This is a genomic window from Nocardia sp. NPDC006044 (assembly GCF_042871115.1).
GTDB lineage: Bacteria > Actinomycetota > Actinomycetes > Mycobacteriales > Mycobacteriaceae > Nocardia.
Map to the genome: position 1 here is coordinate 269,793 of NZ_JBIAID010000004.1, position 24,523 is coordinate 294,315.

Sequence of the window (24,523 nt, forward strand, 5' to 3'; positions counted from 1 at the left end):
GCGGAGGTTATCCCCGATGGCGAATGAAGCCGAGCTGCGTACCTATCTGAAGAAGGCGGCGGCGGATCTGCACAAGACGCGGCAGCGGTTGCGGGCGCTGGAGTCCAGGGTGTCCGAGCCGATCGCGATTATCGGCATGGCCTGCCGTTATCCGGGCGGGATCAGCTCACCGGCGGAGTTGTGGACGGCGATATCGGAAGGCCGCGACCTGATTTCGGAATGGCCGACGGATCGCGGGTGGGACGTCGCGAATCTGTTCGATCCGGACCACCCCGGCCGGGAGGGGAAATCCTATGTCCGCAACGGCGGCTTCGTGCACGACGCGACCGAGTTCGACGCGGGCTTTTTCGGCATAAGCCCGCACGAGGCGGTGGCGATGGACCCGCGGCAGCGGACGGCACTGGAATCGGCGTGGGAGGCGATCGAATACTCGGGCATCGATCCGCTGGCTCTGCGCGGCAGCGATACGGGCGTCTTTCTGGGAATGATGTCGGACTATTACGGGCCGACCACCGCGGAGGTGGACCGGGATGATCTGGACGGTGTGCTGCCGTTCTTGATGACCGGACAGGAAGCCAGTGTCGCTTCGGGGCGAGTGGCTTATGCGCTGGGTTTGCAGGGGCCGGCGGTGACCTTGGATACGGCGTGCTCGTCATCGCTGGTCGCGTTGCATCAGGCGGGTCAGTCGCTGCGTTCGGGAGAATGCGCGCTCGCCCTGGCCGGCGGAGTGACGGTGATGGCGTCACCGATCCCGTTCGTCGGATTTTCGCTACAGCGTGCGCTGGCACCGGACGGGCGGTGTAAATCGTTCGCGGCGGCGGCGGACGGCACCATCTGGAGCGAGGGCGTCGGCATGCTCCTGTTGGAGCGGGCCTCGGACGCGCGCCGCCACGGGCACCGGATTCTGGCGTTGCTGCGCGGTTCGGCGGTGAACCAGGACGGTGCGTCGAACGGGCTGTCCGCGCCGAACGGCGGATCGCAGCAGCGGGTGATCAGGCAGGCGCTGGCCAATGCCGGCGTGCCCGCCGCCGACGTGGACATGGTCGAAGCACACGGCACCGCAACGGTATTGGGCGATCCGATCGAAGCGCAGGCGGTGCAGGCCACCTACGGCATGAGCCGGCCGGCGGGACGGCCGCTGTGGCTGGGCACGATCAAATCGAACATGGGGCATACCCAGGCGGCCGCCGGGGTGGCCGGGGTGATCAAGGTGGTCGAGGCGATGCGGCACGAGGTGATGCCGCCCACGCTGCACGTCGACGCGCCCACACCGCATGTGGACTGGTCGGTGGGCGACGTGCGGCTGCTGACCGAGGCGCAGCCGTGGCCGCGGCGCGCTCGGCCGCGCCGGGCCGGGGTGTCCTCGTTCGGGATCAGTGGCACCAACTCGCACGTGATCATCGAGGAGGCCCCTGCGGACGAGGCCGTCGAGTCGTCGGATCGGGCTGTGCTGCCGGTGATTCCATGGATCGTCACGGCGAAGACGGCGAACGGGCTTGCCGCACAGGCGGCGAAGCTGCTGGCCTTCGTGCGGCGGCACCCGGACGCGGATCCGATGGACGTGGGCTACTCACTGGTGGTTTCGCGGACGGTGTTCGATCATCGTGCGGTTGTCTCGGGGCGGGACATGGCTGAATTGATCGCCGGTTTGCTGGCTTTGGCCGAGGATCGGGAGGCACCCGGGGTGGTGCGCGGGCGGGCCGACTCGGATGCGGACGCGGAGACGAAGTCGGTCTTCATGTTTCCGGGGCAGGGCTCGCAGCGGGCGGGGATGGGGCGCGGGTTGTGTTCGGCCTTCCCGGTTTTCGCGACGGCGTTCGATGCGGCCTGCGCGGGGTTCGACGGACAGTTCGAGCAGTCGTTGCGCGCGGTGATCTTCGCTGAGCCGGAGTCGGCCGAGGCGGGTCTACTGGATCAGACCGCCTATACCCAGGCGGCGATGTTCGTGGTCGAGGTGGCGCTGTATCGGCTGCTGGAATCCTGGGGTGTGGCGGCGGATCTGATGCTCGGCCATTCGATCGGCGAGGTCACCGCCGCCTACCTGGCCGGCGTCTGGTCGTTGCCGGACGCGTGTGCCCTGGTGGCCGCTCGGGGCCGGTTGATGCAGGCGCTGCCTTCCGGCGGCGCGATGGTCTCGGTCACCGCCCAGGTCGACGAGGTGAACGCGTTGCTGCGCGGGCTCGGCCGCCGGGTGAGCGTGGCAGCCGTGAACGGGCCCGAGTCGGTGGTGATCTCCGGCGACGAAGCAGCGGTCGCGGATGTGGCGGCGATGCTGGAAGGCACTGGGGCACGGTCGAAACGGCTCCGGGTCAGCCATGCGTTCCACTCGCCGCGGATGGACGCGATGCTCGCCGACTTCACACAGGTCTGCGAGAGACTGACCTATCGGGAACCGCGGATCGGGGTCGTGTCGAATGTGACAGGCGAGCTGGCGACCGCGGAGCAGCTGTGTTCGCCGGACTACTGGGTGCGGCATGTGCGCGAACCGGTTCGGTTCGCCGACGGTCTGGCCTGGGCTCGGGCCGACGGGGGGCGGAGTTTCCTGGAAGTCGGACCCGTTGCGGCGCTGACGGTTTCGGCGCAGAGTGTGCTCGAACAGGAGCTCGAGCAAGGGGTGGTCGTGGTGACTGGGACGTCCCGGTCGAAGGATGATGCCGACCGGGCGCTGATGGCCGGGCTGGCCGAGCTGTATACCGGTGGCGCACAAGTCGATTGGCGAGCGGTGTTCGCCGGCACGAACGCGCGGCGCATCGACCTGCCGACCTATGCGTTCGACCGCACACACTATTGGCTCGACGCGAGCGGCGGAGCGAACGTCACCGCCGCGGGGCTGGCTACGGCGGGCCATCCACTGCTGGGTGCGACGGTGAGCCTCGCGCAGGGCGACGGGCTGCTGCTGTCGGGCCTGTTGTCGTTGCAGTCACGACCATGGCTGGGGGAGCACCGGGTCGGTGGCGTGGCCTTGCTGCCAGGCGCTGCGTTGGTCGAATTAGCCTTGCACATAGGTGAATTGGTTGATTCTCCGGTGCTGGGTGAGCTCGTCTTGCAGGCGCCGGTGGTGATCCCGGAGGCCGGTGCGATCGAATTGCAGGTCGTCGCGGGCGGTGTACAGGAATCCGGGGAGCGGTCGGTGGGGGTGTACTCGCGGCCGCAGACCAACGGTGACGATCCCCTGGGTGCCGCATGGGTCTGCCACACGACCGGCGTGCTGCGCGCGGACGATGTGCGGTCGCCCCGGGCCGCGGACTCAGTCGATTTGGCAGTGTGGCCGCCGGTCGGCGCGGTGGCCGTGCAACTGGGGGACGTCTACGCAGGCCTGGCGGATTTAGGCTATTCGTACGGCCCGGTCTTCCGCGGCCTGAAAGCGGTGTGGCGGCAGGGTGATTCGATCTTCGCCGAGGTGGAACTGCCGGAGCAGGCGCGCGGCGAAGCCGGGAGGTTCGGCGTGCATCCGGCACTGCTCGACGCCACCATGCACGCGCTGATCGTCACCGCCGACGCCGCGGACGGACCCGACAGCGGTGCGGTGCGGTTGCCATTCTCCTGGGAAGGCGTGTCGCTGCACGCGGTCGGCGCATCCTCGCTACGCGTGCGATTGCGCGCCACGGGAGCGGATTCGATCGAGCTGACGTTGGCCGATCCGAGCGGCGCCCTCGTCGCGGAGGTTGCCGCGCTGACGATCCGCGCGGTGTCGCTGGCGGCCTTGGGCGCGGCGCAGACCTCGGTGGTCGATGACGCGTTGTTCGGGGTGGACTGGGTTCCGGTACCCGCTCCGGAGCGGTCGGAGGCCGAGTGGATCGCGTCGGACGCTGTGCACGGCAACGGTTCTTCGAACGGTTCGGCGGCCGCGCCCGAGCGTGCGGTGATCTCCGGCGGCGAGCTCGTGGTGGTCCGGCGCTGCCCGGCGGTCGGAGACGACAACGCGGATTCCGCTGTGCCGGAGCGGATTCGCGCCGGTGCGACGGAGACGCTCGGGCAGATACAGGAACTGCTGGCCGACCCGGCAGCGTCGCGGATCGTGGTGGTCACCTCGCGCGCGGTCGCGACCAGGGGCGACGAGGATGTCACCGACTTCGCCGGCGCGGCGGTGTGGGGGCTGTTGCGCACCGCACAAAACGAAAACCCCGGCCGCATACTGCTTGTCGACATCGATGACCCGGACGACTACCGGGAAGCCGCGATCGCCGCATCGCTGGGTTCGGAATCGCAGCTGGCGATCCGGGGAGGGGTCGCGCACGCGCCACGGCTGGTTCGCGTCGAGCTCGACCGCCCGGATGTGCACGAGCACGGCCGAACCGGGCGATTCGACCCGGTCGGAACCGTGCTCGTCACCGGCGGTACCGGCGGTCTGGGCGGCGTGCTGGCGCGGCATCTCGTTGCCGTCCATGGAGTTCGGCATCTGGTGCTGAGCAGTCGCCGCGGTGCCGAGGCCGCGGGCGCCGCGGAACTGGTGGCGGAGCTGACGGATTCGGGGGCCGCCGTAACGGTCGTCGCGTGCGACGTGACCGATCGGGCGGCGGTGCGGCGGTTGATCGGCGGTATCGACACCGCGCACCCGCTGACCGCGGTGATCCATGTCGCCGGGGTACTCGACGACGCGCTGTTCACCGCCCAGACCCCCGAGTCGGTGGCGACGGTGTTCGGTCCCAAGGTGGATGCCGCGTGGCATCTGCACGAGGCCACACGCGAACTGCCCCTGACGGCATTCGTCCTGTACTCCTCGGTCGCCGGATCGCTCGGAACCCCGGGCCAGGCCAACTATTCGGCGGCCAACGCGGTGCTCGACGCCCTGGCGCAGCACCGCCGCGTCCTCGGTCTGCCCGCCACCGCCATGGCCTGGGGGCTGTGGGAACGGGCAACCGGCATGACCGGACATCTCCAGGACGCCGACCGGGAACGCATGCGCCGCAGCGGGTTCAGTCCGATCTCCGACGACGACGGCATGGCCCTGTTCGACGCCGCATTGGCCTCGGGCCGGGCGCTGACCGTGCCCGCGCGGATCGATCTGGGCGTATTGCGTAAACAGCACGGCGATTTCGACGAAGTGCCAGCGCTGCTGCGCGGACTGCTGCGTGCGTCGCGCCGGGTCGCCGACGGCGGCACCGCGGAATCGTCGAAGCTGGTGGCGAGCCTGGTCGGGCTGAGCAAAGCGGAGCAGGAACGCATCGTCCTCGACGCCATCCGCACCCACGCCGCCGCGGTGCTCGGCCACGCGTCCAGCGACGCCGTGCCCGCCGACACCCCGTTCATGGACCTGGGTTTCGACTCGCTCGGCGCGATCGAGTTCCGCAACCGGCTGCAATCCGCGACCGGGGTGAAGCTGTCCACCACCATCGTCTTCGACTACCCGAACGCCGTCGAGCTCGCTCGCTACCTCGGCCAGGAGATCGCGCCGGAGGACAATCCCGCGGCCCGCATCCTCGCACAGGTCGACGCGCTCGCGGCGAGCTGCGCGACGGTCGCCCTCGCCCACACCGACCTCAGTGTGGTGGCGATCCGGCTCAACGACATCGTCAGATCGCTGCACGGGGAGGCCGCGGCGGGCCGCGCGATCGCCGATGTCGACGCCGCCGAGGACGACGAACTGTTCGATTTCCTGGACAAATCGCGGCCGGCCAGTCGCGCCTGACCCACCGAGAGGTTGCCGCCGATGGCGAACGAAGACGAACTGCGCGCGTATCTGAAGAAGGCGGCGCTGGATTTGCAGAAGACCCGGCAGCGGCTGCGGGAACTGGAGTCCAAGGTTTCCGAGCCGATCGCGATCATCGGAATGGCCTGCCGATATCCGGGCGGCATCGAATCACCGGAGGACCTGTGGACCGCGGTGGCGCAGGGCCGCGATCTGGTCTCCGGATTTCCGACGAACCGCGGCTGGAACCTCGATCTCATCTACGACTCCGACCCGGCCAAATCCGGCACCACCTACGTCCGCGACGGCGGTTTCCTCGACCACCCCGGCGAATTCGACGCCGACTTCTTCGGCATCGGCCGGCGCGAGGCGCTGGCCATGGACCCGCAACAGCGCCTGGTGCTCGAATGCGCGTGGGAGGCGATCGAGCGGGCCCGGATCGACCCGGTGACGTTGCGGGGGAGCGCGACCGGTGTCTTCGTCGGGGCGAACGATCAGCGGTACGGAATTTTCTCGCCCGAAGGATGGGCGGCCTATACCCGATTCGACGATGCCGAATTGTTCTGGATGACCGGCAATATGAGTTCCTACGCTTCCGGCCGGGTTGCCTATCTGCTCGGCCTGGAGGGTCCGGCGGTCACCCTCGATACCGCGTGCTCGTCATCCTTGGTGGCGTTGCATCAGGCGATGTTCGCGCTGCGGTCCGGGGAATGTTCGCTGGCGTTGGCGGGCGGTGTGACGGTGATGTCGACACCGATGCAGTTCGCGCTGTTCTCCCGGAATCAGGGGTTGTCGCAGTTCGGCCGGTGTAAGTCGTTCGCGGCGGGGGCCGACGGGATCGGGTTCGGCGAGGGCGCCGGGTTGGTGCTCGTCGAACGACTGTCGGACGCGCGGCGCAACGGCCACCCGGTGCTTGCCGTCGTCCGCGGCTCGGCGGTGACCCAGGACGGTGCTTCGCCGAATCTGATGGCGCCGAAAGGCTCTTCGCAGCAGCGCGCGATCAAGGACGCGCTCACCGACGCCGGGGTGCTTGCGGCCGAGGTCGACGTGGTCGAAGGACACGGCACCGGCACGCCGATGGGGGATTCGATCGAGGCGCAGGCTCTGCTGGCCACGTACGGACGGCATCGGCCGGACGGAAATCCGTTGTGGCTGGGGACGATCAAGTCGAACATGGGCCACACGCAACTGGCCGGCGGGGCCGCCGGATTGATCAAGATGGTGCAGGCGATGCGGCACGGCGTGGTGCCGCCGACCCTGCACGTGGACGAACCGACACCGCATGCCGACTGGTCCGCGGGCAATGTGCGACTGGCGACCGAGGCACGGCCGTGGCCGGATTCGGGTAGGCCACGGCGCGCCGGAGTGTCGTCGTTCGGTGTCAGCGGCACCAACCTGCATCTCATCCTGGAGCAGCCGGCGCCGCCCGCGAACGAACCCGGCGCTGCCGCCCCGAGTGTTGTTCCGTGGGTGCTGTCCGCGAAAACCGATGCGGCACTGCGTGGTCAGGCCGTTCGGCTGGCGCAGATGCTGGCGAACGATCGTGAATTCAGCCCGGTCGATGTCGGGTACTCGCTGGCCGTCACCCGGACGGCGTTCGACCGGCGGGCGGTGGTGGTCGGCGAAACCCGCGCCGAACTGCTGGACGGATTGGCGGCGATCATCGACGGTCGGCCGGTCGTCGAAGCGAGCACGGAAATCGTTGCGGGTGTGGGGCTGTCGGAGACCATGCGCGAAACAGCCGGTGCGACAGGCGAAACCGTGATACCGATCCTGCCACCCGATGCGTCGGACGTCCGTGGATACCTGGAATCGCTTGCACGCCAGTGGATTCGAGGAGCCGGCGTGGACTGGAGCGCGGCGTTCACCGGACACGCCGCCCGCACCGTCGACCTGCCGACCTATGCCTTCCAGCGCCGCAAGTACTGGATCGGTGACGTCGGTGAGGTGGCCGCCGAACCGGGCGCGCTGAGTGTCGGTTAGCTCACATACTGGGATATTTCGTAGGGATTGCCACCGATCCATGACATGGTAGTGCAGTGAGATCAAGCTTATCGACGTGATTCGTTTGGCTCATCTACAGAAAAGAAGAAGTAAAAGTAATGGCTCAAGGCAGTGTGAAGTGGTTCAACAGCGAAAAGGGCTTCGGCTTTATCGCACAAGATGGTGGCGGCGCTGACGTGTTCGTTCACTACTCCGCCGTGGCCGGCTCGGGATTCAAGTCCCTCGAAGAAGGCCAGCGCGTGGAGTTCGAGGTCGGACAGGGACAGAAGGGGCCGCAGGCCCAGGACGTCCGCGCTATCTGATCGACATAGCGTGAAAGAGCCCCGCACCCTTTGGGTGCGGGGCTTTTGCGTTGGGCCGAACCGTCAGTTCCCCTGTGCCGCAGCGGAGATCGGCTGCCATCTACGCCACAGCTCCAGCCGGGACTCGTAGTCCTTGGTGGCGATTGTCAGCGGCGCTTCGCCGAGGAAGATGCGCAACGGCGGCTCGTCCGCGTCGACCACGGCCAGGATCGCATCCCTGGTTGCGGCCGGATCGCCACTCGGCATCGACGAACGCTGCGCGGCCCTGGCCTCCCGCGCCGCGTCGTAGGCCGGGTTCGGGGTGGCGTGCTTGGACGACGGGCCCGCCCAGTCGGTGCCGAACCCGCCGGGCTCGATCAGGGTCACGTGCACGCCGAACGGCGCGACCTCCTGGGCCAGCGACTGCGAGAAACCCTCCAGCGCCCACTTCGACGCGTGATACGCGCCCAGGTTCAGGAAGGCGGAGATGCCGCCGATGCTGGACACCTGGATGATGTGGCCGCTGCCCTGCTCACGCAGGATCGGGACCGCCGCCTGGGTGACCCACAGGGCGCCGAACACATTGGTCTCGAATTGCGCCCGCAGCTCGTCCTCGGTGAGTTCCTCGATCATGCCGAACTGCCCGTAGCCGGCATTGTTGACGACCACGTCGAGCCGCCCGAAGCGGTCGACCGTCTGCCGCACGGCGGCGAAGTCGCCCGCCCGATCGGTGACGTCCAGCCGGATCGGTTCAAAGCTGTTGGGATACTTGGCGACCAGGTCGTCGAGCGTACTCAGGTCGCGTGCGGTGCCTGCGACACTGTCGCCGCGTTCCAGGGCGGCGAGTGCCCATTCGCGGCCGAATCCTCGGGAAACGCCGGTGATGAACCAAACTTTGCTCATGCCTCAACCGTAGTCACCTGGAGTGCACTCCAAGCAAGGTCTCCGGCGTGGCGATTTCCCGCTGTGTGAGCCAGTCCACTCGATTTTCGTCCGCGCCGCCCTACGCGCCGGTATCGTCACCGAATCTGAGGCAAAGCCTCTGCTCGGAACCGCTTTTTCCTGCCGAGGAGGTCGCAATGCGGCGCATCTCTCTCCGCCCGCTGTGGCGTCACGTACAGCGTGGCCTGATCCTGTGCGGTGCGTGCGCCGGTGGATCGGCCCGCTGCTACATCGAGTGGGCGCGGGCCAATCCCGTCGACCCGCCGAAGCAGGAATGCTGGGACTGGTCGGTGCCACAGCAGTGGTACGAGGCGGCACATCGGCACTGAACCGAGCACTCGGGGCGTGCGGCCCGCCCGCTCTGCTGGAAGAATCTCTCTGTCGCGGTGACTGTCTCGCGCGCGAGAGGGGTCTGAATGAGTGATCCGGCCGATCTACCCGCCACCGCCATGCTCGCGGGTTACCGCGACCGGACGCTGTCGCCGGTCGAGGTCGTCGACGCGGTGCTGGCGCGAATCGAGCGGTGGGAGCCGCAGCTCAACGCCCTGTACGTCCGCTATGCCGAGCGGGCGCGGACGGCGGCGATCGCCAGTGCGCAGCGCTGGCAGCGCGGGGAACCAGCCGGTCCACTCGACGGGATTGTGCTGACGCTCAAAGAGAACATCGCCACCGCGGGCTGCCCGACGCCGTTCGGCACCGCGGGATCGGAGCTCACCCCGGCCGCCGAGAACAGTCCGACCGCCGACCGGATCCGGGAGGCGGCCGGGATCGTGGTCGGCAAGACCACGATGCCCGACTACGGGATGTCGTCCAGCGGGCAGTCCAGCATCCATGGCGTCACGCGCAATCCGTGGAATCTCGCGCTCAATCCGGGAGGTTCGAGTTCGGGTGCGGCCGCGGCGGCGGCCGCCGGATACGGGCCGATCCACTACGGCACCGATATCGGCGGGTCGATCCGGTTGCCCGCGGGCTGGTGCGGGGTGGTCGGGTTCAAGCCGAGCTTCGGTCTGATCCCGGTGGTTCCGCCCTACCTCGGCCGCACGATCGGCCCGTTGACCAGGACGGTCGCGGATGCGGCGCTCGCAACGGCCGCGGCGGCAATCCCGGATCGGCGCGATCACACGGCCGGTCCGGAACTCGCGACCGATTGGGCCGCCGCGTCCAGGCCGCTCGCGCTTTCCGGTCTCCGGATCGGCCTGATGGTGGATGCCGGTGCCGGGTTTCCGGTGGAGCCTACCGTGCGTGCCGCGGTCGGCGCGGTCGCCGAACTGCTGCAATCCGCGGGCGCGCGGGTCGAGAAGGTCGAGCCGATCATGACCGACGAGATGCTCGCCGGATTGAACGACTTCTGGTGCATGCGGCAGTGGTCGGAGATCCGTTCGCTGCCCGCGGCGCGCAAGGAGAAGATCGCACCCTTCATCCACGATTGGATCGCCGGCGCCGAAAATCTGACCGGCGCCGCGGTTTTCGCCGGCTACTCGCAGTTCGACACCATGGCCTTCGCCGCCGACCGCAGGCTCGACGCCGTCGACTTCCTCATCACTCCGACCTCCCCGGTCACCACCTGGCCGGTCGACAAGGTCGTACCAGACGACGATCCGACTCTTCCGTTCAAACACGTCTGCTTCACCATCCCGTTCAACCCCGCCGGGCACCCGGCCATCTCGATGAACTGCGGCCGGGTCGCCGACGGCACCGCCATCGGCGTCCAGTTCGTCGGGCGCCGTTTCGACGACGTCCGGCTGCTGCGACTGGCCGCCGCGTTCGAGGAGGCGCGCCCGGTGCAGGCGCCGTGGCCGGGCGCGCCGCCGGTCAGCCCGTGACGCTCGGCTGGCCGTTCTCGATGTGGCCGCGGAAGTGGCGCTGGTAGGCGGGGTCGATGTCGACGGTGAGGGACAGGTCGTACCAGCCCTTGCCGTAGCTGAGGGCGTTCCAGGTGTCGGTGGTCGTCTTGCCGGGCGCGATCTTGTAGGTCCAGGGGCCGTCGGTGCGGTAGCTGTTGGCCTTGACCGTGACGACGGCGGGGGCGGTGCCCTTGTTCGTCATCGTCAGTTGCAGTTTGTTGTCCGGGGAGTACGCGGCGGTCACCTCGAGCGGGGACGTCGAGGTGCCGTTCATCCGCCAGAGGAAACGGTTCGGCCCGTGAATGGCGATGCCGTATTTCTTGTCCGGGTAGCTCTGGACGTTCCAGGTGTCGGAGACGGTGGCACCGGATTTCACGTCGTAGTGCCACGGGCCGTCGGTGCGGCCGTCTGCCCGATACGCGGCCAATTGGAGATCGGCCGCGCCGGTGTTGCGGAATGTGGTGGTCAGCGCGCCGCTGGCGAGGAGTGTCGCGTTGGCGACGGGAGCGTAGGGCAGGGCCCGGGCGGGACGGGTGCCCGATTCCTGCTCCGGCGGGTGCTGGCCGCCGGTGGCCGGGGGAGCGGGTTTGGGGAGTTTGCTCTGGGTGGCATCGGCTTGCGCGCGCAGCGCGGTGGCGTCGGGCAGCATCGGCACGGTGGTATTGGGCTTGGCGAAGTCGAAGCAGCCGGTGAGGTCGCCGCAGATGGAGCGGCGCCAGGCGGAGATGTTGGGTTCGGCGACGCCGGTCCACTTCTCCAAGAAGCGGATCACCGAAGTGTGGTCGTGCACTTGCGAGTTGACCCAGCCGCCGCGGCTCCACGGCGAGATGACCAGCATGGGGACGCGCGGGCCGAGGCCGATGGGCTGGCCGTTGACGTACTCGCCGGGTGTGCCGGGCGGCGCCATCGGCGGGGGAACGTGGTCGAAGAAGCCGTCGTTCTCGTCGAAGTTGATCAGCAGGGCGGTCGAGTTCCAGAGATTCTGGTTGCCCCACAACGCTTTCAGCACGGCCTGGGTATAGGCGGCGCCGTCGACGGGGCGGGCCGCGGGGTGCTCGGAGTATCCGTAGGGGGCGACCACCCACGAGACCTGCGGGAGGCGGCCGCCGGCACAGTCGGCGATGAAGTCCGCGAGGACGTGGTCGACCTGCTTGCCCTTACCCGAGTCCGGCTTCCAGTTCTGTGCGCCGAATACCTTTGCCCGCGAAGCCAGTTCGGTGTTCTTGGGATCGTGGTAAGCGTCGAAGAGCCACAGCGGGTTGTCGCCGTAGTCGCCGACGAAGGGGTGGCCGCCGTCGTCGCCCACCTCGTCGTTGGCGTAGACCTTCCAGCTGATTCCCTTGTCCTGCAACCGTTCCGGGTAGGTGGTCCACCGGTAGACGGGCTTGTAGTCGGCCGGGTTGCTGATCGCCGGACCGCCGAATTGCCCTGCGGGGTCGATCGTTCCGGTCCAGTGATAGAGCCGGTTGGGTGTGGTCGGGCCGAGGACGGAGCAGTGGTAATGGTCGCAGACGGTGAACGCGTCGGCGAGCGCGCGATGGAACGGGATGTCCGCTTCGGTGAAATAGCCCATGGCCATCTCGCCCTTCGCCGCGGTCCAGCCGTCGCTCCAGCCGCCGCGCACCGCGCGATGCTGGTCGTCCCAGCCGTGCGGCAGATCGCCGAGGTCCTGACCGTCGACCACCTTGGTGTCCACGTGGAAGGGCAGCAGGTAGCCGCCGTCGGACCGGCCTGGATCCGGTTGATAGTAGACATTTCGGCCATCGGCCTTCTGCACCACCGACGCGTCGGCGAGCCCGCGCACGCCGCGCATCGTGCCGAAGTAGTGGTCGAACGAGCGATTTTCCTGCATCAGGATCACCACATGTTCGACATCGCCGAGGGTCCCCTTGCGGCTGGGCGCCGCAAGGGCCTCGGTCATTCCGGCGGGCAGTATTTGCAGCCCACCGCCCAACGCGGCCGCGCCGAGCGCCCCACCGATGAATCGTCGCCTTGGAAAACCCGAACCTATGTGGGGCACAGCATTCCTCTCGATACGACATGAAACTGACGTGCAGAGTAGAGAATGTTCGCTTGCTATAACCATCGACGATGGTTTCGGCCGGAGGCAACTGGGCAGTGAACAAGCTGTAACTGGGGCCCGAATGGGTGGGGACTACGCGGGTTTAGGCAAACTCTCCGTTAACCATCCACGACCGGCAGTGGAATGGACGTCCGCAGGCTCAGCCTCGGGACAGGTAGGGGTCGGCGATTTTGGCGAATTCGTCCAGTTTGTGCAGGGTTTCCGATTCGGGAAGGGTGGGCAGGGTGAGCGAGACACGCCCGACGCCGGCTTCGGCGTAGGCGTCGAGCAGGGCGAGGTCGGCGTTGGCGCCGAGGACGGTGATCGGGAGGTCGTTGCCGTCGAGCTGGGCCAGTTGAGCGGGGATCTCGGCCGGGTCGGACACGGCGAGCGGGATCCAGCCGACGCGGTGGCGGATCGCGCGCTTGGCGGCGGAGTCGCCGCCGCCGATGAGGATCGGCGGGTGTGGCCGCTGGACGGGCTTGGGCCAGGCGTAGATGGGGTCGAAATCGACGAAGCGGCCGTGGTATTCGGCGAGGTCCTTGGTCCAGATCTCGCGGATGGCCTCGATCTGCTCGTCGACCAGCGCGCCGCGGGTGCGCGGGTCGGTGCCGTGGTTGGCCATCTCTTCCCGGTTCCAGCCGATGCCCACGCCGAAGACGAAGCGGCCGTTCGAGATTCGATCGAGCGTGGCGATCTGCTTGGCGGTGTGGATCAGGTCGCGCTGGACCAGCAGGGTGACCCCGGAAGCGATGATCAGCCGCTCGGTGACGGCCGCGACGGCGGCCAGGGTGATGAACGGGTCCTCTGCCCGGTAATACACCCGCGGCAACTCGCCGCCACCCGGATAGGGGGTCTCCCGGCTCGCGGGGATATGCGAATGTTCAGCGAGGAAGAGGGATTCGAACCCCCGATCCTCCAGTGCCAGGCCAAGCTTCGGGCCACTGATGCCCTCGTCGGTGACGAAGGTATTGATACCGATCTCCATGCGCAGACCAACCGAGGGCCCACCGCCGGATATTCCGGGCTACCGCATCGCGGACGGCGGGGGTCAGCGCAGCTGCACGACGTGATCGATGGCGAATTGCCGCAGCCGTTCGCGGACGGCGGCCGGTGCGGCGCCGTGCGCCCGGGCGGCGAGGCCGGTGAGTTCGTCCACGGTGCGGGTGCCGTCACAGAGGTCGAGCAGGTCACGGGTGGCGGCGGTCAGGCGGAAGATCCGGCCCCGGAGGCTCGGGCGTTTATGGAACGCGCACAGCCACGGTTCGCCGTGCACGATCTCGCCGCGGCTGGTCAGGGCATCCAGGGTGAGCGTGAATTCGTCTATTCGGAGCAGTGAGCTGCGGGTCGGACGCAGTCGGCCGAAATCGGGGTCGCGGCGTGCGCCCGCTGAGCGGGCGAAGGCCGGGTGGACGGTGTCGTGGTCCGCGTCGACCGCCAGCCACAGGCGGTGTCGCTCGAAGCGGATGATCTCGCGGACGGTGTCCAGCGGGAGGTCCAGAGGGGTGTCCTCGCCGACGGATTCAGCGATCAGGGCGGCGAAATCCAGTGCGCTGATCGACGCCGCCCGGTGCCGGAGTCGCTCGACACGGCCGTCGAGGATCGCCACGGTCCGCGGCATGTTCCTGCGCAGCAACGGAAGTACCGGGTCGGCGATCGGATGCCGCGGACGGCCGCGGGTGACGGCATCGAACATCGTCTCGTACGCGGCGCCCAGTTCGTCGTTGTCCGCCAACGGAATCCGCTCGGCGCTCCGTCGCCCGAATTCGACCGCCGCCGCCGGATCCTCGATCACTTCCGCGAGCACCGTTGCCAGCCCATCGATATCGCGCGGATCTTCGACGACCCGCGCCCGGTCGCGCAGCTGCGGCCAATACGGCTGGGTGCGAACCACTTCCGCGGACAGCACCGCGCAGGTTCCGCTGCTGAGCAGTTCCATCGGTAGCCCGGGGCGGTGCACCTCCACCGGGAAATCCCGTTCCAGACCGCACACTGCCGTGCAGGCGCGCAGGATCTCGGGGACGCGCCAGTGCGGCAGGAAGGGGAGCGTCCAGGTCACGTCGGCGAGTCCGAGTTCGTCGACCGCGGCGAGGAAGCGCAGGCGTTCGGCGCCACCCGACATGACCACGAAGTTGAATCGCATTCCGCGCCCGCGCAATCGCGAGAGCGCCTGGATCAGGTCGTACGAGCCCTTGGTGACGCCGAGCTTGCCGTAGACGCCGATCGTGGCGACCTCGGGATCGAGGGGCGCCGTATTGCGTACCCACGGTGTGTCGCTCAGCCGCGCGACGAGTGCCGACAGGTCGGCGACCGGACCGTCGGGGGTGAACTCCGGCGGCAGCGAAGCCCGCGGAATGGGCGCGATGCGATCGAGCGGAATGCCCAAGCCGGTCAGATTCCGGTCGCCGACGACAAGATCCGCGCGCCGCAGTACTTCTCGGTAGGCCTGGCCCAGCTCCGGATGATCGAGCAGGCGCGTCCGATCGCTGCCCGCGTGTTGGACGACGTGCGGAATACCGGTCCAGGACGCGGCCAGATGGGCGCTCAACCCGTAGGGCTCCAGGTAGGCGGAGAACACCAGATCCGCGCCGTGCAACCGGATCTCCTCGGTGGCCAGCGCGGCGAGCTTGGTCGCGAACGGATTGGCGGACGGGATGTAGGCCCGTGACCGCTCCCACCGGCCGGTCGAGATCACCCGTACCGCACCGCCATCCGGAAACGTCGCCTCGAGCCGCTGGAAGTCGCTGTCGTCGAGCTGGATTCGATAGTCGTCCTCGACCTCGTCGGCATTGGTCACCACGTCCACCTGGTGCCCACGCTCGGCCAGCGATCGGGCCATCCAGTAGCAGTGCGCGCTCACGCCGCCCTGAATCGGCGGGTACTTCATCACCGCGCAAATGCGCATCAGCCCACCGGGTTTCCGTCGAGCAGCCGTTCCTGCCGGGCGAACCGCACCACCGGCTCGGCCTCGGGCGGATACGGTGCGCCCGACCGCAGGACCCGATAGGCCTGCTCGCCCAGTCGATAGCAGGTCAGGGCGGAGCGTCCGGCCACCTTGGCCAAGGCGATGCGAATCGGCGTCGCCGTGCCGTCGGGCGGCAGTTCGCCGGTGCGCGTCCATTCGTTGTGCGGGGCAACCACATCGGTGTCGAATTCGGCGAGCCGCACGTGCGCGCCGAGCCGCGACCCCTCGTCCGTCGCGTACTCGGCCGCCAGCGTCGCCGCCGGGTCGTACAGCAACTCCAGGCGTAGTACCTCGTACCTGGCCAGATCAGCCATCTGCCGCCTGCCGCTGGTCGCCAGATAGTCGAGAAACCTTGTCCCCTCGGCCAATACGCGTTTGTGGTTCTGCTGACCCGCCACGTGCACCGGCGGACAGCGACGGATGAAGTCGCCGAGCAGCTCGTGCTGATGCGGCGCCGCGGACAGGGTGGCGGGCAGGCAGCGGGCGAGCATGTCCAGCCGCTTGTTGGTCACCGAGCGCACGTTGATATCGAGCTGCTGCCGATCCGCGGCGACCAGCAGCTCCAGCTCGGCCGGGCTGAGCCCGAACCGGGCGGCGAGCTCGGCGGGCCGCTCGTCCAACAGGATTCGCGCGTCGCCCGCGGTGAGCAGCTCGGCCAGCGCCCGCTGGAAACCACTGCCGGTCATCGGCTCACCACCGAACCGATCGCCTCCCTGGCCCGGCGCAGATCCGCGGTGAGTTCGTCGAAGTCATCCGGAAACTCTTGGTCGCGTTCGAGGATGACGCAGCGCAACGCCGGTGTCCGGTCGGACACGTATTCCAGCAGTTCCCACACCTCGGCGGGCACGGGAGCCGAATGCGAGTCCAGCAGTGTGCCTTCGGACCAGTAGCCGCCCGCCAGATGCATCTGTACCACCCGTTCGAGCGGGATCGAGTTCAGGAACTCGATCGGGTCGTAGTCGTGATTGGTGGCGTTGACGAAGACGTTCGTCAGGTCGAGAAGCAGTCCGCAGCCCGCCTTTTCGACCACCCGCGTGATGAACTCGGCCTCGGACAACTCGGCCGGGAAGTCCAGGTGATAGGTGATGTTCTCCAGCAGGAACGGCGTGCCGACGTGCTCCTGCACCTGCCGTGCCTTGCCCGCGATGTCGTCGGCCAGCTCCCGCGTGCGCATCAGCGGCGTCAACTGACCGATCGAGACGCCGCCGGCCCGGGTGAAGGACAGGTGGTCGCTGCACCACGGCGCGCCGACCCGCGCCACCAGCTGGGCGAGATCGTCGAGATAGGTGAGGTCGAGCGGTCCCTCGGTGCCGATCGACATCTCGATTCCGTGCGGTACCAGCGCGAACTGGTCGCGGAGCTGTTCGAGGGGGCCGCCGACCGGCGTATCGAGAAAGCTCTCGGTGATGATCTCCAGGCAGTCGATCGGTTCCTGGTTCGCCATGATCGCGGCGTCCAGTTCCCGGCGATATCCGAGACCTACCCCGAGGGCGGGCAGGCGGCCGAGGTCGAAATCAGGCATAGCACATGCAGCAGCCACCGCAGCGGCAGCAGGGGAGCACGCCCATGATGCGGTTCTCGGTGGCGCCTTCGTCTTCGGCCAGCTCCACGCGCTCGAAGAGGTATGGATCCATCAGCTCTATTGCGACCGACATTGTTCTCACCTTTCGTCAGGTACCGAGCAGTCAGCATGGGCCGGGTCGGCGGCCATCGGACAGGGAGTACGGACCCATGACGGCCGGGAATCTTTCCCGGACGGCCGGGAAAGTCGCGGGCGTGCGGGTTCGGTCAGCGGTCCGGCAGCTTCCCATTCGACCCTGGTCAGAGCACGCTCGAGCGGGACAGTCCGGCGAACCGGGCTGATCTCGAGGACTGTGCCAGGGGGTTGATCACTGTGCTGCCCAAGGCCGCTGCCCAGCGGCGAACGCTCGGGCCGGAACTTTCCGTCATCGACGGCATCGGTGCGACATTGACCGGAACGCGACCGTTGACCGTGGTGCTCGCCGATGACCACGTGGTGGTCCGGGCGGGTCTGCGATCGCTGCTCAGCTCCGCCGACTGGATCGAGGTCGTCGCGGAGACCACCGCGGACGGTGCGTTGCGCGAGGCCGTGCTGAGCCGGCCGGACGTGCTGATTCTCGGACAGTGGCGGCACCCCGAAAGCGGTGCGATCATCGGCGAATTGGCGCGTTCCGCGCCGGGTGTCGCGGTCTTGGTGTTCAGCGTGGGCGAGGACGACGAGTCGGTGTTCGCCGCGATCCGGGCCGGCGCGGGCGGCTGTCTGCGCGATGCGGCCGATCGCGACGACCTCCTGCGCGCGATCTGCGCGGTGTCCGCGGGGTGGGTCGTATTGAGCCCACACATCGGCGGCAGGCTCGCCACCATGCTGGCCGACCCGGCGCGACATGCGCGCCCGTTTCCGGATCTGACCACCAGGGAATTCGACGTGCTCACCCATGTCGCCGCGGGGTTATCGAATGCGGCTATCGCCGCCGAACTCCAGTTGGCGCCGAAAACGATCAGTAACTATCTGTCCCGCATCTTTACCAAACTGGGGGTCGCCGATCGCGCGAACGCGATTGTGCGCGCGCGTGACGCGGGGCTGGGGTGAGTACTGGGCGGTCGACTGTGAAGTGTCGGTTGTTCGATCGACAACAGGGCTCTCGGTACGTATTCCGGTGTAGAGTTCAACTACTTTCGTCCGGTACCGAAGCTCGTTTCGTATGAGTAGCGATAAGGCCGATTCGCGCGCGACGCGCAAACGGACGGAATACGGACCGATTAGTGCCGCGCCCAGCGTCGGTGGTGGGTCGGGCACAGTGGAACCGGATTCGGTGGGGCGGTGCGGCTCGGATAAAAAGCCGCGGGCTCGGCAGGGCAGCACCAGGTCTGCGCGGCCGAGCCCGACTCGGCGCTTCGGGTGGACCTACATGCTCGCCTTCTTGTAGGCGTCCACGACCTCGGCCGAAATCCGCCCGCGGCTCGATACATCAATACCCTTCTGGCGTGCCCATTCCCGGATGACACCGGTCTGCTCCCGCCCGGCCGCCGGCTGCGAGCGCGTGCTCGTACCCCGCGGTGCGCGTCCGACCTTGCGGGCGGTCGCGGTCCACTCCGCGAAAATGCCGCGGAGTTGCTTGGCGTTCAGTGCCGACAGATCCATCTCGTAGGCCACGCCATCCAAGGTGAAGTGCACTGTTTCTTCGGCTTGGGACTTGCCGTCGTAGTCGTCGACCAGTGTCACAACGACCTTGCGTGCCATGGAGTTTCCCCTTCGTAGATGCTCGAATGTGTAGAAGCGACAATCGTAGACCTACGGAATGACGCGTGGACTTCGCGGTATCCGTGTTCGAACAAATCCGAACTGGATGAGAAGCTGATCTGTGCTCGAGACTTCCATGACCGATGCCGTTCGGCGGCATGATCCAGCGGTGCGCGGGTTCGCCAGTGACAACTATGCCGGGGTGCACCCGGAGGTTCTCGCGGCGCTCGCGCTGGCCAACGGCGGTCACCAGATCGCCTATGGCGGGGACGACTACACCGCACACCTGCAACAGGTGTTCGCGCGGCATTTCGGCGAGCGGGCCAGTGCGTATCCGGTATTCAACGGCACCGGTGCGAATGTCGTTTCGCTGCAAGCGCTGCTGCCCCGGTGGGGCGCGGTGATCGCGGCGGAGTCGGCGCACATCAACATGGACGAGTGCGGTGCGCCGGAGAAGCTGGCCGGGGTGAAGATTCACACCGTCGCCACTCCAGATGGCAAATTGACTCCCGAGTTGATCGATCGGCAGGCCTACGGGTGGGGCGACGAGCATCGCGCGCAGCCGCTCGCCGTATCGGTCACGCAGAGTACCGAACTCGGCACCCGGTACACCGCCGCGGAACTACGCGCGATCTGCGAGCACGCGCACGAACGCGGCATGCTCGTGCACCTCGACGGCTCCCGGCTGGCCAACGCGGCCGCCTCGCTCGGGGTGCCGATGCGCGAGATCACCACCGACGTGGGCGTGGATGTGCTGTCCTTCGGTGGCACCAAAAACGGTCTGCTGCTTGGTGAATGCGTCGTCGTACTCGATCCCGGGGCGGTGCGCGACCTGGTGTACCTGCGCAAGATGTCGATGCAGCTGGCGTCGAAGATGCGGTTCGTCTCGGTGCAGTTCGAGGCGCTGCTCGGCGGTGATCTGTGGTTGCGCAGTGCCGCGCACGCCAACGCGATGGCGACGCGGCTCGCGGCGGCGGTGCGCGGTATCGACGGTGTACGGGTGGTGCGCCCGGTGCAGGCGAACGCGGTTTTCGCGATTCTGCCGCGCGCGGTGACCGAGCGATTGCAGCAGCGCTATCGGTTCTACCTGTGGGATCAGCAGACCGGCGAGGTCCGCTGGATGTGTGCGTTCGACACCACCGAGGACGATATCGACGAGTTCGCCGCGGCGATCGCCGAGGAAATGGGCAAGGCCTGATCCGTCAGCGGGTGGGCGCCACGTCTGCCGGCGTCGTGCGTCGCTGGGCGCGGCTCGGGCGCGGAATCAATGCGTCGATCGCGAACGCGCCGGGGCCCAGCACGGCGATGAGGAAGAACGCCCAGCAGAACATCGCCGCGGCCTCGCCGCCGTTCTGGATCGGCAGGATGCCGGTCTTCAAATGCACGAACAGGAACGCGTAGGCCATCGAGCCCGAGCACAGCAGCGCGGCGATCCGGGTGCCGAGGCCCAGGGTCACCAAACCGCCCCCGACCAGCTGGATCACCGCCGCCCACCAGCTCGGCCAGCTGGCGAACTCGGCGACATGGCCGCCGTGCGGGGCGACCGGCCAGGCGAACAGGCTGGACATGCCGTGAATGGTGAACGAGAGCCCGACCAGAATGCGAAACAAACCGAGCACAATCGCGCCGGGACCGCCCGGCACGGAACCAGTGTTCGCTTCGGAAGACAGCAGAGGCATGACACGACCTCGAATCCGTAGGTTTCGGATGATCGGAAGCGCCACCCGTATCTGTCACTACGATCCGCAGGCGTGAATTGTTCAGCAACTGGCGACGCCGAGTATGCGACGTCGTGTCCTCCCCACTTGATTTGCCGGTATCCGCGACCGGGAGTGCCTGGTAGATAAAGTCTTCGGCGGCGCGGCCGGCGACCGCTACAGTCGGAAGCTGTGCTACGCCCCGAGCTTCCGATCGCCACCGAACGACTCATCCTTCGCACCGCCACGGCCGCGGACCTCGACGAGATGTACGCGTACAAATCTCGACCCGAGGTCTGCCGCTATCTGCCCTACGAGCCCATGTCGCGGGACCAGGTCGCCGAGCGGCTCGCCGGGCCGTGGGCGCGGACCGAGCTGACCGAGGTGAATCAGGGACTCAACCTGAGCGTCGAGGACAAGGCGTCCGGACGGTTGCTCGGCGACGTCGTGCTGTTCTGGCGGGATGCCGAAAGTCGTAGCGGTGAAATAGGTTACGTGTTCTCGCCGTCCGCCGCGGGACACGGGTATGCCACCGAGGCGGCCCGCGCGCTGTTGCGACTAGGGTTCGAACAGCTTTCGCTGCACCGGATTACGGCCCGCATCGACGCGCGCAATGCCGCGTCCGCCCGGGTCCTCGGACGCCTCGGGATGCGCCGTGAGGCCCTCCATCTGGAGGATCTGTGGTTCAAGAACGAGTGGAGCGACACCGTCGTCTACGCCATGCTGGAACACGAATGGCGCAGCCGCACTACCGCACTCGGCGACTCGGTGAACCTCGGAGCCGGCCGTCCCTGAATCGGCTCGGCCGGTCCGGAGTCGGATTGCCGAGGGGTCGAACTACGCTTGGATAACCTCGATACGGACCATGGCGCCGGGGGAGTCGCAACTGGCCCAGGATTGATTCTGGCCGTACTGAATCGGGCCGTATTTCCAGTAGGTGAAGGGGACGGGCCAGGCGACGCAGGTAAGTTTGGCCTGGTGCCAGGTCGGCAGCTCGCAATTGACCATTCCGCCGGTGTTGAAGATGTTGTAGACGTGACAGTTGGCCTCCGGTACCGGGACGTCGGCCTGGGCCACGCCACCGCTTGCGAGCACGGCGGATGCGGCTGCGGTGGCGACCACGGCGCCTGCGGCGATTCGCTTCGCTGAAAACATTTCGAACCTCCTGAATCGGTGTTGACAGAAACATCGCACAGGGGTCGCGCTTGTTACTCGGAAATATTCGCAACGCTTCTTTCGGCCGGATTTCGGCTTGTCGGTTGATGCGACGTAACGCAGGTTGTGCGAATAACGATATCGCGGCCCGAAGCGCTTGTTTGCCCGCCGAAACGCGGCATTCTCCCCACACTGAATCCCGCAGTTTTCGCTGCGGCACTTTCTCTTTCGGGACCGGATGCGTGGGCTCCCGGCCGAGCGTGCCTAACCCCCGATGTCGGTACCCGACCATATGGTTGGACGTATGACCGACATAGCTCCACTTGCCGCGTCCTCACGGGCCACCTTCGGAGATCCGGGCGTGCACGCCGTCGTCCGATCCGGGCGCACCGTGCACGCGGTCAGCCTCGGTCAGTGGGTGGGCGATGAGGAAGTGCCCGAACTGCTGTGTCACACCGGGGTCGCCGGGTGGTCGCCCGCGGCGCTGGAACCGACCCGGGAAGCGGTCACCTGCGCGCGGTGCCTGCGCCGGACCGGGAGGCAGAGCCTCGCGTCGCAACAATTGCCGCTGTTCGGGGAGTTGGAGGTCGCCGACGAGGACGACAGGCTGCCGCTCTCAGAGTAGGCGCGCGACCGGGCTGTGCTCGAGTTCGCGCAACAGGTGGGCGACGTCGTCGCAGACGAAGGTCGCGCCCTCGGCTTCGAGTTCAGCGCGCGAGATCCCGCCGCTGAGCACGCCTACGGTCGGCACGCCGACGGCGGCGCTGGCGCGGATGTCCCACACCGTGTCGCCGACGAAGACCGCTCGGTCCGGCGGGACACCGGCACGGTCGAGCGCGATCTGCACGATGGTCGGATCGGGCTTCGCGGTGTCGACGTCTTCGCCGCTGGTCACGGCATAGAGCACGGATTCGCTGTCGAGCAGTTTGCGCAGGACGGACAGCTCGTCCGGAGGTGCTGAGGTGGCGAGCAGGACGCGCAGGCCGCGATCATGCAGGCCGGCCAGCACCTCCCTGGCTCCGGGGAGCAGGGTGAGTTCGTCGGCGCTGTCCAGGTAGAACCGAGAGTGCAGGTCGTCGGCGCGTTCGGCGGCGTCATCGTCGAGGTCACCGGCCAGGGTCTGAATCAGGGAGTCGCCGTCCATGCCGATCGCGCGGTGGATCCGCCAGGTCGGCACGGTCGCGCCGGCCTCGCGAAACGCCCGGTGCCACGCGCGGGCATGCAGGTAATTGGAGTCGACCAGGGTGCCGTCGATGTCGAACAGTACCGCCGCGGGCTCAGGCAACGAGGACTCCTTCGCTCGGGGCCGGTCAGGTACCGGCCTGTAGCCGATCTACCCCGGATCCTCCGATCGAACCGTTTCGCCCAGGGGCACTGGTGCCGGAGATAGGGTTGTCCCATGGATTGGGGGCACTTGTGCACGCAACGCGTCTGCGTCGGGTAGCGATTATCCCGGCATGATCACTCGCACTCGCATCGTCGGTGGATTCCTCTGCGCCACCTCGCTTTTCATCGTCGCACCGGCCGCCCACGCCGACACGGGCAGCTCGTCGCTCGGCGCCCTGATCAATGTGGGCTGCCTCCTGCAAACCCTGTCCGCCGAATCCCCGACCGCCGACTGCAAACCCCCGCAGATCCCGGTCGCCGCCGAAAACCCGGCGCCCGAGGCCGCCGCCCGCTGATTCTCCGGCCCGAGCAAGCTCAGTCGAGGCAGAACTCGTTGCCCTCGATGTCCTGCATGACCAAGCAGGACTCGTTGACGCCGTCGGCGCGCAGCAATTGCACGCGGGTCGCGCCGAGTGGGATCAGTCGCGCGCATTCGGCTTCCAGTGCCGCCACGCGCTCCTCACCCACGAGTCCGGTGCCGACCCGCACGTCGAGATGTACCCGATTCTTGACGACCTTGTCCTCGGGAACCCGCTGAAAGTACAGTCGCGGGCCGGCGCCGGACGGATCGACGCCCGATGCACCCCGCTGCTCGTACCCCAGCACCGCGCACCAGAACTGAGCGACGCGCTCGGGTTCCGCGCAATCGAAGGTCACCTGGATCTGTCTGACCGCTGTCACCGGACCACGATAGAGCGCCCGGTGTTTCGCTGTCGCGCGACTTTCTGTGGAGTTCGTACGGGCACCTCGGTGCGGCCGGTCGATGCGCGGGCGACGAGGGCCGGAAGGAGATGCGCTCGGTCGCGGCGTCTTCGTCCGCGGCGGTCAGCAGGTCCACTGCCGAGGCGCCGATGCGCGCGCTCGGCTGGCGAATCGAGGACAGCGCGACAGTGGTCGATTCGGCGACGTCAACGCGGCGAGCGCTCTGCGTTCGAGGGCAGGCCCGCTTCACCGCGCGTCCGGCGTTCCCACTGACCGTCGTAATCAGTTGGTGCAGGGGGCGTTTCGGAGCTGGTTCAAGCGGAGATGTCGAACAGGGTGAGCGCTCGGGTGGCGCGTTGTTCGGCGCGTTCGCGCATGGCACAGGTCGGTCCGATGCCCTGGGTGACTGATTCCGCCGACAGAAGCCAGCCGTGACAGCGCCGGCAGTGTGCCACGAGCCTGGCCTCGGGTTTGTTGTCGGTCTCGGCCATCTCGCTCTCCTCCGGCCGTGGGTCGATATGCAGTCAGCCTGGCACAGGGGTACGACATGCCCGCTGCGGTCGCCTGGGCGATGAAGCTGTACCCGGGCGCGAG

22 protein-coding genes and 1 pseudogene are annotated in these 24,523 nt (G+C 67.6%); 10 read left to right on the forward strand and 13 right to left on the reverse strand.

The features are described 5' to 3' along the window. Positions 1-16: 16 nt before the first annotated feature. From ACFYO1_RS32490 to ACFYO1_RS32500, 3 genes and pseudogenes are all read left to right on the forward strand, one after another. A complete protein-coding gene (locus tag ACFYO1_RS32490; RefSeq protein ID WP_387239445.1) occupies positions 17-5,629 on the forward strand; it encodes a type I polyketide synthase in 5,613 nt (1,870 codons plus the stop codon). A gap of 12 nt (positions 5,630-5,641) precedes the next feature. Next, positions 5,642-7,306, forward strand: a pseudogene (locus ACFYO1_RS32495) (type I polyketide synthase); the annotation flags it as partial. Positions 7,307-7,731: 425 nt separating this feature from the next. After that, positions 7,732-7,935, forward strand: a complete 204-nt coding sequence (locus ACFYO1_RS32500; protein ID WP_150407347.1) for a cold-shock protein — start codon at positions 7,732-7,734, stop codon at positions 7,933-7,935. 63 nt (positions 7,936-7,998) lie between these two features. On the opposite strand, the gene ACFYO1_RS32505 is transcribed toward ACFYO1_RS32500, so the two are convergent. Next, a complete protein-coding gene (locus ACFYO1_RS32505; RefSeq protein WP_387239448.1) occupies positions 7,999-8,817 on the reverse strand; it encodes an SDR family oxidoreductase in 819 nt (272 codons plus the stop codon). A gap of 176 nt (positions 8,818-8,993) precedes the next feature. On the opposite strand from ACFYO1_RS32505, the gene ACFYO1_RS32510 reads away from it, so the two are divergent. Both ACFYO1_RS32510 and ACFYO1_RS32515 read left to right on the forward strand, forming a co-directional pair. Beyond that, entirely contained in the window at positions 8,994-9,185 is a 192-nt protein-coding gene (locus ACFYO1_RS32510; RefSeq protein ID WP_387239450.1) for a hypothetical protein, read from the forward strand. 87 nt (positions 9,186-9,272) lie between these two features. Further along, positions 9,273-10,679 carry an amidase gene (locus ACFYO1_RS32515; RefSeq protein WP_387239453.1) on the forward strand — a complete coding sequence of 469 codons (1,407 nt, stop codon included), beginning with the start codon at positions 9,273-9,275 and terminating at the stop codon, positions 10,677-10,679. Here the strand turns inward: ACFYO1_RS32515 and ACFYO1_RS32520 are convergent. The 6 genes from ACFYO1_RS32520 to ACFYO1_RS32545 all read right to left on the reverse strand — a co-directional run bounded on the left by ACFYO1_RS32520 (position 10,669) and on the right by ACFYO1_RS32545 (position 17,382). Next, positions 10,669-12,720: a phosphocholine-specific phospholipase C gene (locus ACFYO1_RS32520; protein WP_387239456.1), complete on the reverse strand. Its 2,052-nt coding sequence runs from the start codon at positions 12,718-12,720 to the stop codon at positions 10,669-10,671. The genes ACFYO1_RS32515 and ACFYO1_RS32520 overlap by 11 nt on opposite strands. A gap of 202 nt (positions 12,721-12,922) precedes the next feature. After that, positions 12,923-13,750 carry an LLM class F420-dependent oxidoreductase gene (locus ACFYO1_RS32525; protein ID WP_387239459.1) on the reverse strand — a complete coding sequence of 276 codons (828 nt, stop codon included), beginning with the start codon at positions 13,748-13,750 and terminating at the stop codon, positions 12,923-12,925. Between the two features lie 63 nt (positions 13,751-13,813). Next, positions 13,814-15,667 (reverse strand): glycosyltransferase, encoded by a 1,854-nt coding sequence (locus ACFYO1_RS32530; protein WP_387239462.1) that lies wholly within the window; start codon positions 15,665-15,667, stop codon positions 13,814-13,816. Next, entirely contained in the window at positions 15,667-16,413 is a 747-nt protein-coding gene (locus tag ACFYO1_RS32535; protein WP_387239465.1) for a hypothetical protein, read from the reverse strand. The genes ACFYO1_RS32530 and ACFYO1_RS32535 overlap by 1 nt, the downstream gene beginning before the upstream one ends. After that, on the reverse strand, positions 16,410-17,249 hold the full coding sequence (locus tag ACFYO1_RS32540) for a DUF692 family multinuclear iron-containing protein (protein WP_387239468.1): 840 nt from the start codon (positions 17,247-17,249) through the stop codon (positions 16,410-16,412). The genes ACFYO1_RS32535 and ACFYO1_RS32540 overlap by 4 nt, the downstream gene beginning before the upstream one ends. Continuing rightward, positions 17,242-17,382 carry a hypothetical protein gene (locus ACFYO1_RS32545; RefSeq protein WP_387239471.1) on the reverse strand — a complete coding sequence of 47 codons (141 nt, stop codon included), beginning with the start codon at positions 17,380-17,382 and terminating at the stop codon, positions 17,242-17,244. The genes ACFYO1_RS32540 and ACFYO1_RS32545 overlap by 8 nt, the downstream gene beginning before the upstream one ends. A 239-nt stretch (positions 17,383-17,621) precedes the next feature. Between ACFYO1_RS32545 and ACFYO1_RS32550 the strand changes: the two genes are divergently transcribed. Further along, a complete protein-coding gene (locus tag ACFYO1_RS32550) occupies positions 17,622-18,338 on the forward strand; it encodes a LuxR C-terminal-related transcriptional regulator (protein WP_387241646.1) in 717 nt (238 codons plus the stop codon). Between the two features lie 315 nt (positions 18,339-18,653). Here the strand turns inward: ACFYO1_RS32550 and ACFYO1_RS32555 are convergent, their stop codons facing one another. Next, positions 18,654-18,989, reverse strand: a complete 336-nt coding sequence (locus tag ACFYO1_RS32555; RefSeq protein ID WP_150407356.1) for an Lsr2 family protein — start codon at positions 18,987-18,989, stop codon at positions 18,654-18,656. Between the two features lie 136 nt (positions 18,990-19,125). Between ACFYO1_RS32555 and ACFYO1_RS32560 the strand changes: the two genes are divergently transcribed. Next, positions 19,126-20,187, forward strand: coding sequence for a threonine aldolase family protein (locus tag ACFYO1_RS32560; RefSeq protein WP_387239474.1), 1,062 nt, complete (start codon positions 19,126-19,128; stop codon positions 20,185-20,187). 4 nt (positions 20,188-20,191) lie between these two features. On the opposite strand, the gene ACFYO1_RS32565 is transcribed toward ACFYO1_RS32560, so the two are convergent. Then, positions 20,192-20,668, reverse strand: coding sequence for a DoxX family protein (locus tag ACFYO1_RS32565; RefSeq protein WP_387239477.1), 477 nt, complete (start codon positions 20,666-20,668; stop codon positions 20,192-20,194). Positions 20,669-20,878: 210 nt separating this feature from the next. Here ACFYO1_RS32565 and ACFYO1_RS32570 point away from each other — a divergent pair, with 210 nt between their 5' ends. After that, positions 20,879-21,481, forward strand: coding sequence for a GNAT family N-acetyltransferase (locus ACFYO1_RS32570; RefSeq protein WP_387239479.1), 603 nt, complete (start codon positions 20,879-20,881; stop codon positions 21,479-21,481). A 42-nt stretch (positions 21,482-21,523) separates the two neighbouring features. Here the strand turns inward: ACFYO1_RS32570 and ACFYO1_RS32575 are convergent, their stop codons facing one another. Next, positions 21,524-21,841: a hypothetical protein gene (locus tag ACFYO1_RS32575; protein ID WP_387239482.1), complete on the reverse strand. Its 318-nt coding sequence runs from the start codon at positions 21,839-21,841 to the stop codon at positions 21,524-21,526. A gap of 304 nt (positions 21,842-22,145) precedes the next feature. Here ACFYO1_RS32575 and ACFYO1_RS32580 point away from each other — a divergent pair, with 304 nt between their 5' ends. Next, positions 22,146-22,466, forward strand: coding sequence for a hypothetical protein (locus ACFYO1_RS32580; RefSeq protein WP_387239485.1), 321 nt, complete (start codon positions 22,146-22,148; stop codon positions 22,464-22,466). Here ACFYO1_RS32580 and ACFYO1_RS32585 read toward each other — a convergent pair. After that, positions 22,458-23,126, reverse strand: a complete 669-nt coding sequence (locus ACFYO1_RS32585; RefSeq protein ID WP_387239487.1) for an HAD family hydrolase — start codon at positions 23,124-23,126, stop codon at positions 22,458-22,460. The genes ACFYO1_RS32580 and ACFYO1_RS32585 overlap by 9 nt on opposite strands. Before the next feature lie 172 nt (positions 23,127-23,298). On the opposite strand from ACFYO1_RS32585, the gene ACFYO1_RS32590 reads away from it, so the two are divergent. Further along, positions 23,299-23,523 (forward strand): hypothetical protein, encoded by a 225-nt coding sequence (locus tag ACFYO1_RS32590; protein ID WP_387239490.1) that lies wholly within the window; start codon positions 23,299-23,301, stop codon positions 23,521-23,523. A 19-nt stretch (positions 23,524-23,542) separates the two neighbouring features. On the opposite strand, the gene ACFYO1_RS32595 is transcribed toward ACFYO1_RS32590, so the two are convergent. After that, the gene (locus tag ACFYO1_RS32595; RefSeq protein WP_387239493.1) at positions 23,543-23,908 is read right to left on the reverse strand and encodes a VOC family protein; all 366 of its coding nucleotides are present in this window, start codon (positions 23,906-23,908) and stop codon (positions 23,543-23,545) included. Between the two features lie 335 nt (positions 23,909-24,243). Next, the gene (locus tag ACFYO1_RS32600) at positions 24,244-24,420 is read right to left on the reverse strand and encodes a DUF6011 domain-containing protein (RefSeq protein ID WP_191094372.1); all 177 of its coding nucleotides are present in this window, start codon (positions 24,418-24,420) and stop codon (positions 24,244-24,246) included. Positions 24,421-24,523 lie beyond the last annotated feature (103 nt).

What these genes read in the sequence shown, in the direction of transcription:
- ACFYO1_RS32525 (WP_387239459.1), bottom strand. Translation starts at nt 13,750, where the DNA reads ATGGAGATCGGTATCAATACCTTCGTCACCGACGAGGGCATCAGTGGC.
- ACFYO1_RS32515 (WP_387239453.1), top strand. Translation starts at nt 9,273, where the DNA reads ATGAGTGATCCGGCCGATCTACCCGCCACCGCCATGCTCGCGGGTTAC.
- ACFYO1_RS32575 (WP_387239482.1), bottom strand. Translation starts at nt 21,841, where the DNA reads ATGTTTTCAGCGAAGCGAATCGCCGCAGGCGCCGTGGTCGCCACCGCA.
- ACFYO1_RS32560 (WP_387239474.1), top strand. Translation starts at nt 19,126, where the DNA reads ATGACCGATGCCGTTCGGCGGCATGATCCAGCGGTGCGCGGGTTCGCC.
- ACFYO1_RS32580 (WP_387239485.1), top strand. Translation starts at nt 22,146, where the DNA reads ATGACCGACATAGCTCCACTTGCCGCGTCCTCACGGGCCACCTTCGGA.
- ACFYO1_RS32490 (WP_387239445.1), top strand. Translation starts at nt 17, where the DNA reads ATGGCGAATGAAGCCGAGCTGCGTACCTATCTGAAGAAGGCGGCGGCG.
- ACFYO1_RS32565 (WP_387239477.1), bottom strand. Translation starts at nt 20,668, where the DNA reads ATGCCTCTGCTGTCTTCCGAAGCGAACACTGGTTCCGTGCCGGGCGGT.
- ACFYO1_RS32530 (WP_387239462.1), bottom strand. Translation starts at nt 15,667, where the DNA reads ATGCGCATTTGCGCGGTGATGAAGTACCCGCCGATTCAGGGCGGCGTG.
- ACFYO1_RS32540 (WP_387239468.1), bottom strand. Translation starts at nt 17,249, where the DNA reads ATGCCTGATTTCGACCTCGGCCGCCTGCCCGCCCTCGGGGTAGGTCTC.
- ACFYO1_RS32510 (WP_387239450.1), top strand. Translation starts at nt 8,994, where the DNA reads ATGCGGCGCATCTCTCTCCGCCCGCTGTGGCGTCACGTACAGCGTGGC.
- ACFYO1_RS32590 (WP_387239490.1), top strand. Translation starts at nt 23,299, where the DNA reads ATGATCACTCGCACTCGCATCGTCGGTGGATTCCTCTGCGCCACCTCG.
- ACFYO1_RS32500 (WP_150407347.1), top strand. Translation starts at nt 7,732, where the DNA reads ATGGCTCAAGGCAGTGTGAAGTGGTTCAACAGCGAAAAGGGCTTCGGC.
- ACFYO1_RS32600 (WP_191094372.1), bottom strand. Translation starts at nt 24,420, where the DNA reads ATGGCCGAGACCGACAACAAACCCGAGGCCAGGCTCGTGGCACACTGC.
- ACFYO1_RS32535 (WP_387239465.1), bottom strand. Translation starts at nt 16,413, where the DNA reads ATGACCGGCAGTGGTTTCCAGCGGGCGCTGGCCGAGCTGCTCACCGCG.
- ACFYO1_RS32505 (WP_387239448.1), bottom strand. Translation starts at nt 8,817, where the DNA reads ATGAGCAAAGTTTGGTTCATCACCGGCGTTTCCCGAGGATTCGGCCGC.
- ACFYO1_RS32545 (WP_387239471.1), bottom strand. Translation starts at nt 17,382, where the DNA reads ATGTCGGTCGCAATAGAGCTGATGGATCCATACCTCTTCGAGCGCGTG.
- ACFYO1_RS32555 (WP_150407356.1), bottom strand. Translation starts at nt 18,989, where the DNA reads ATGGCACGCAAGGTCGTTGTGACACTGGTCGACGACTACGACGGCAAG.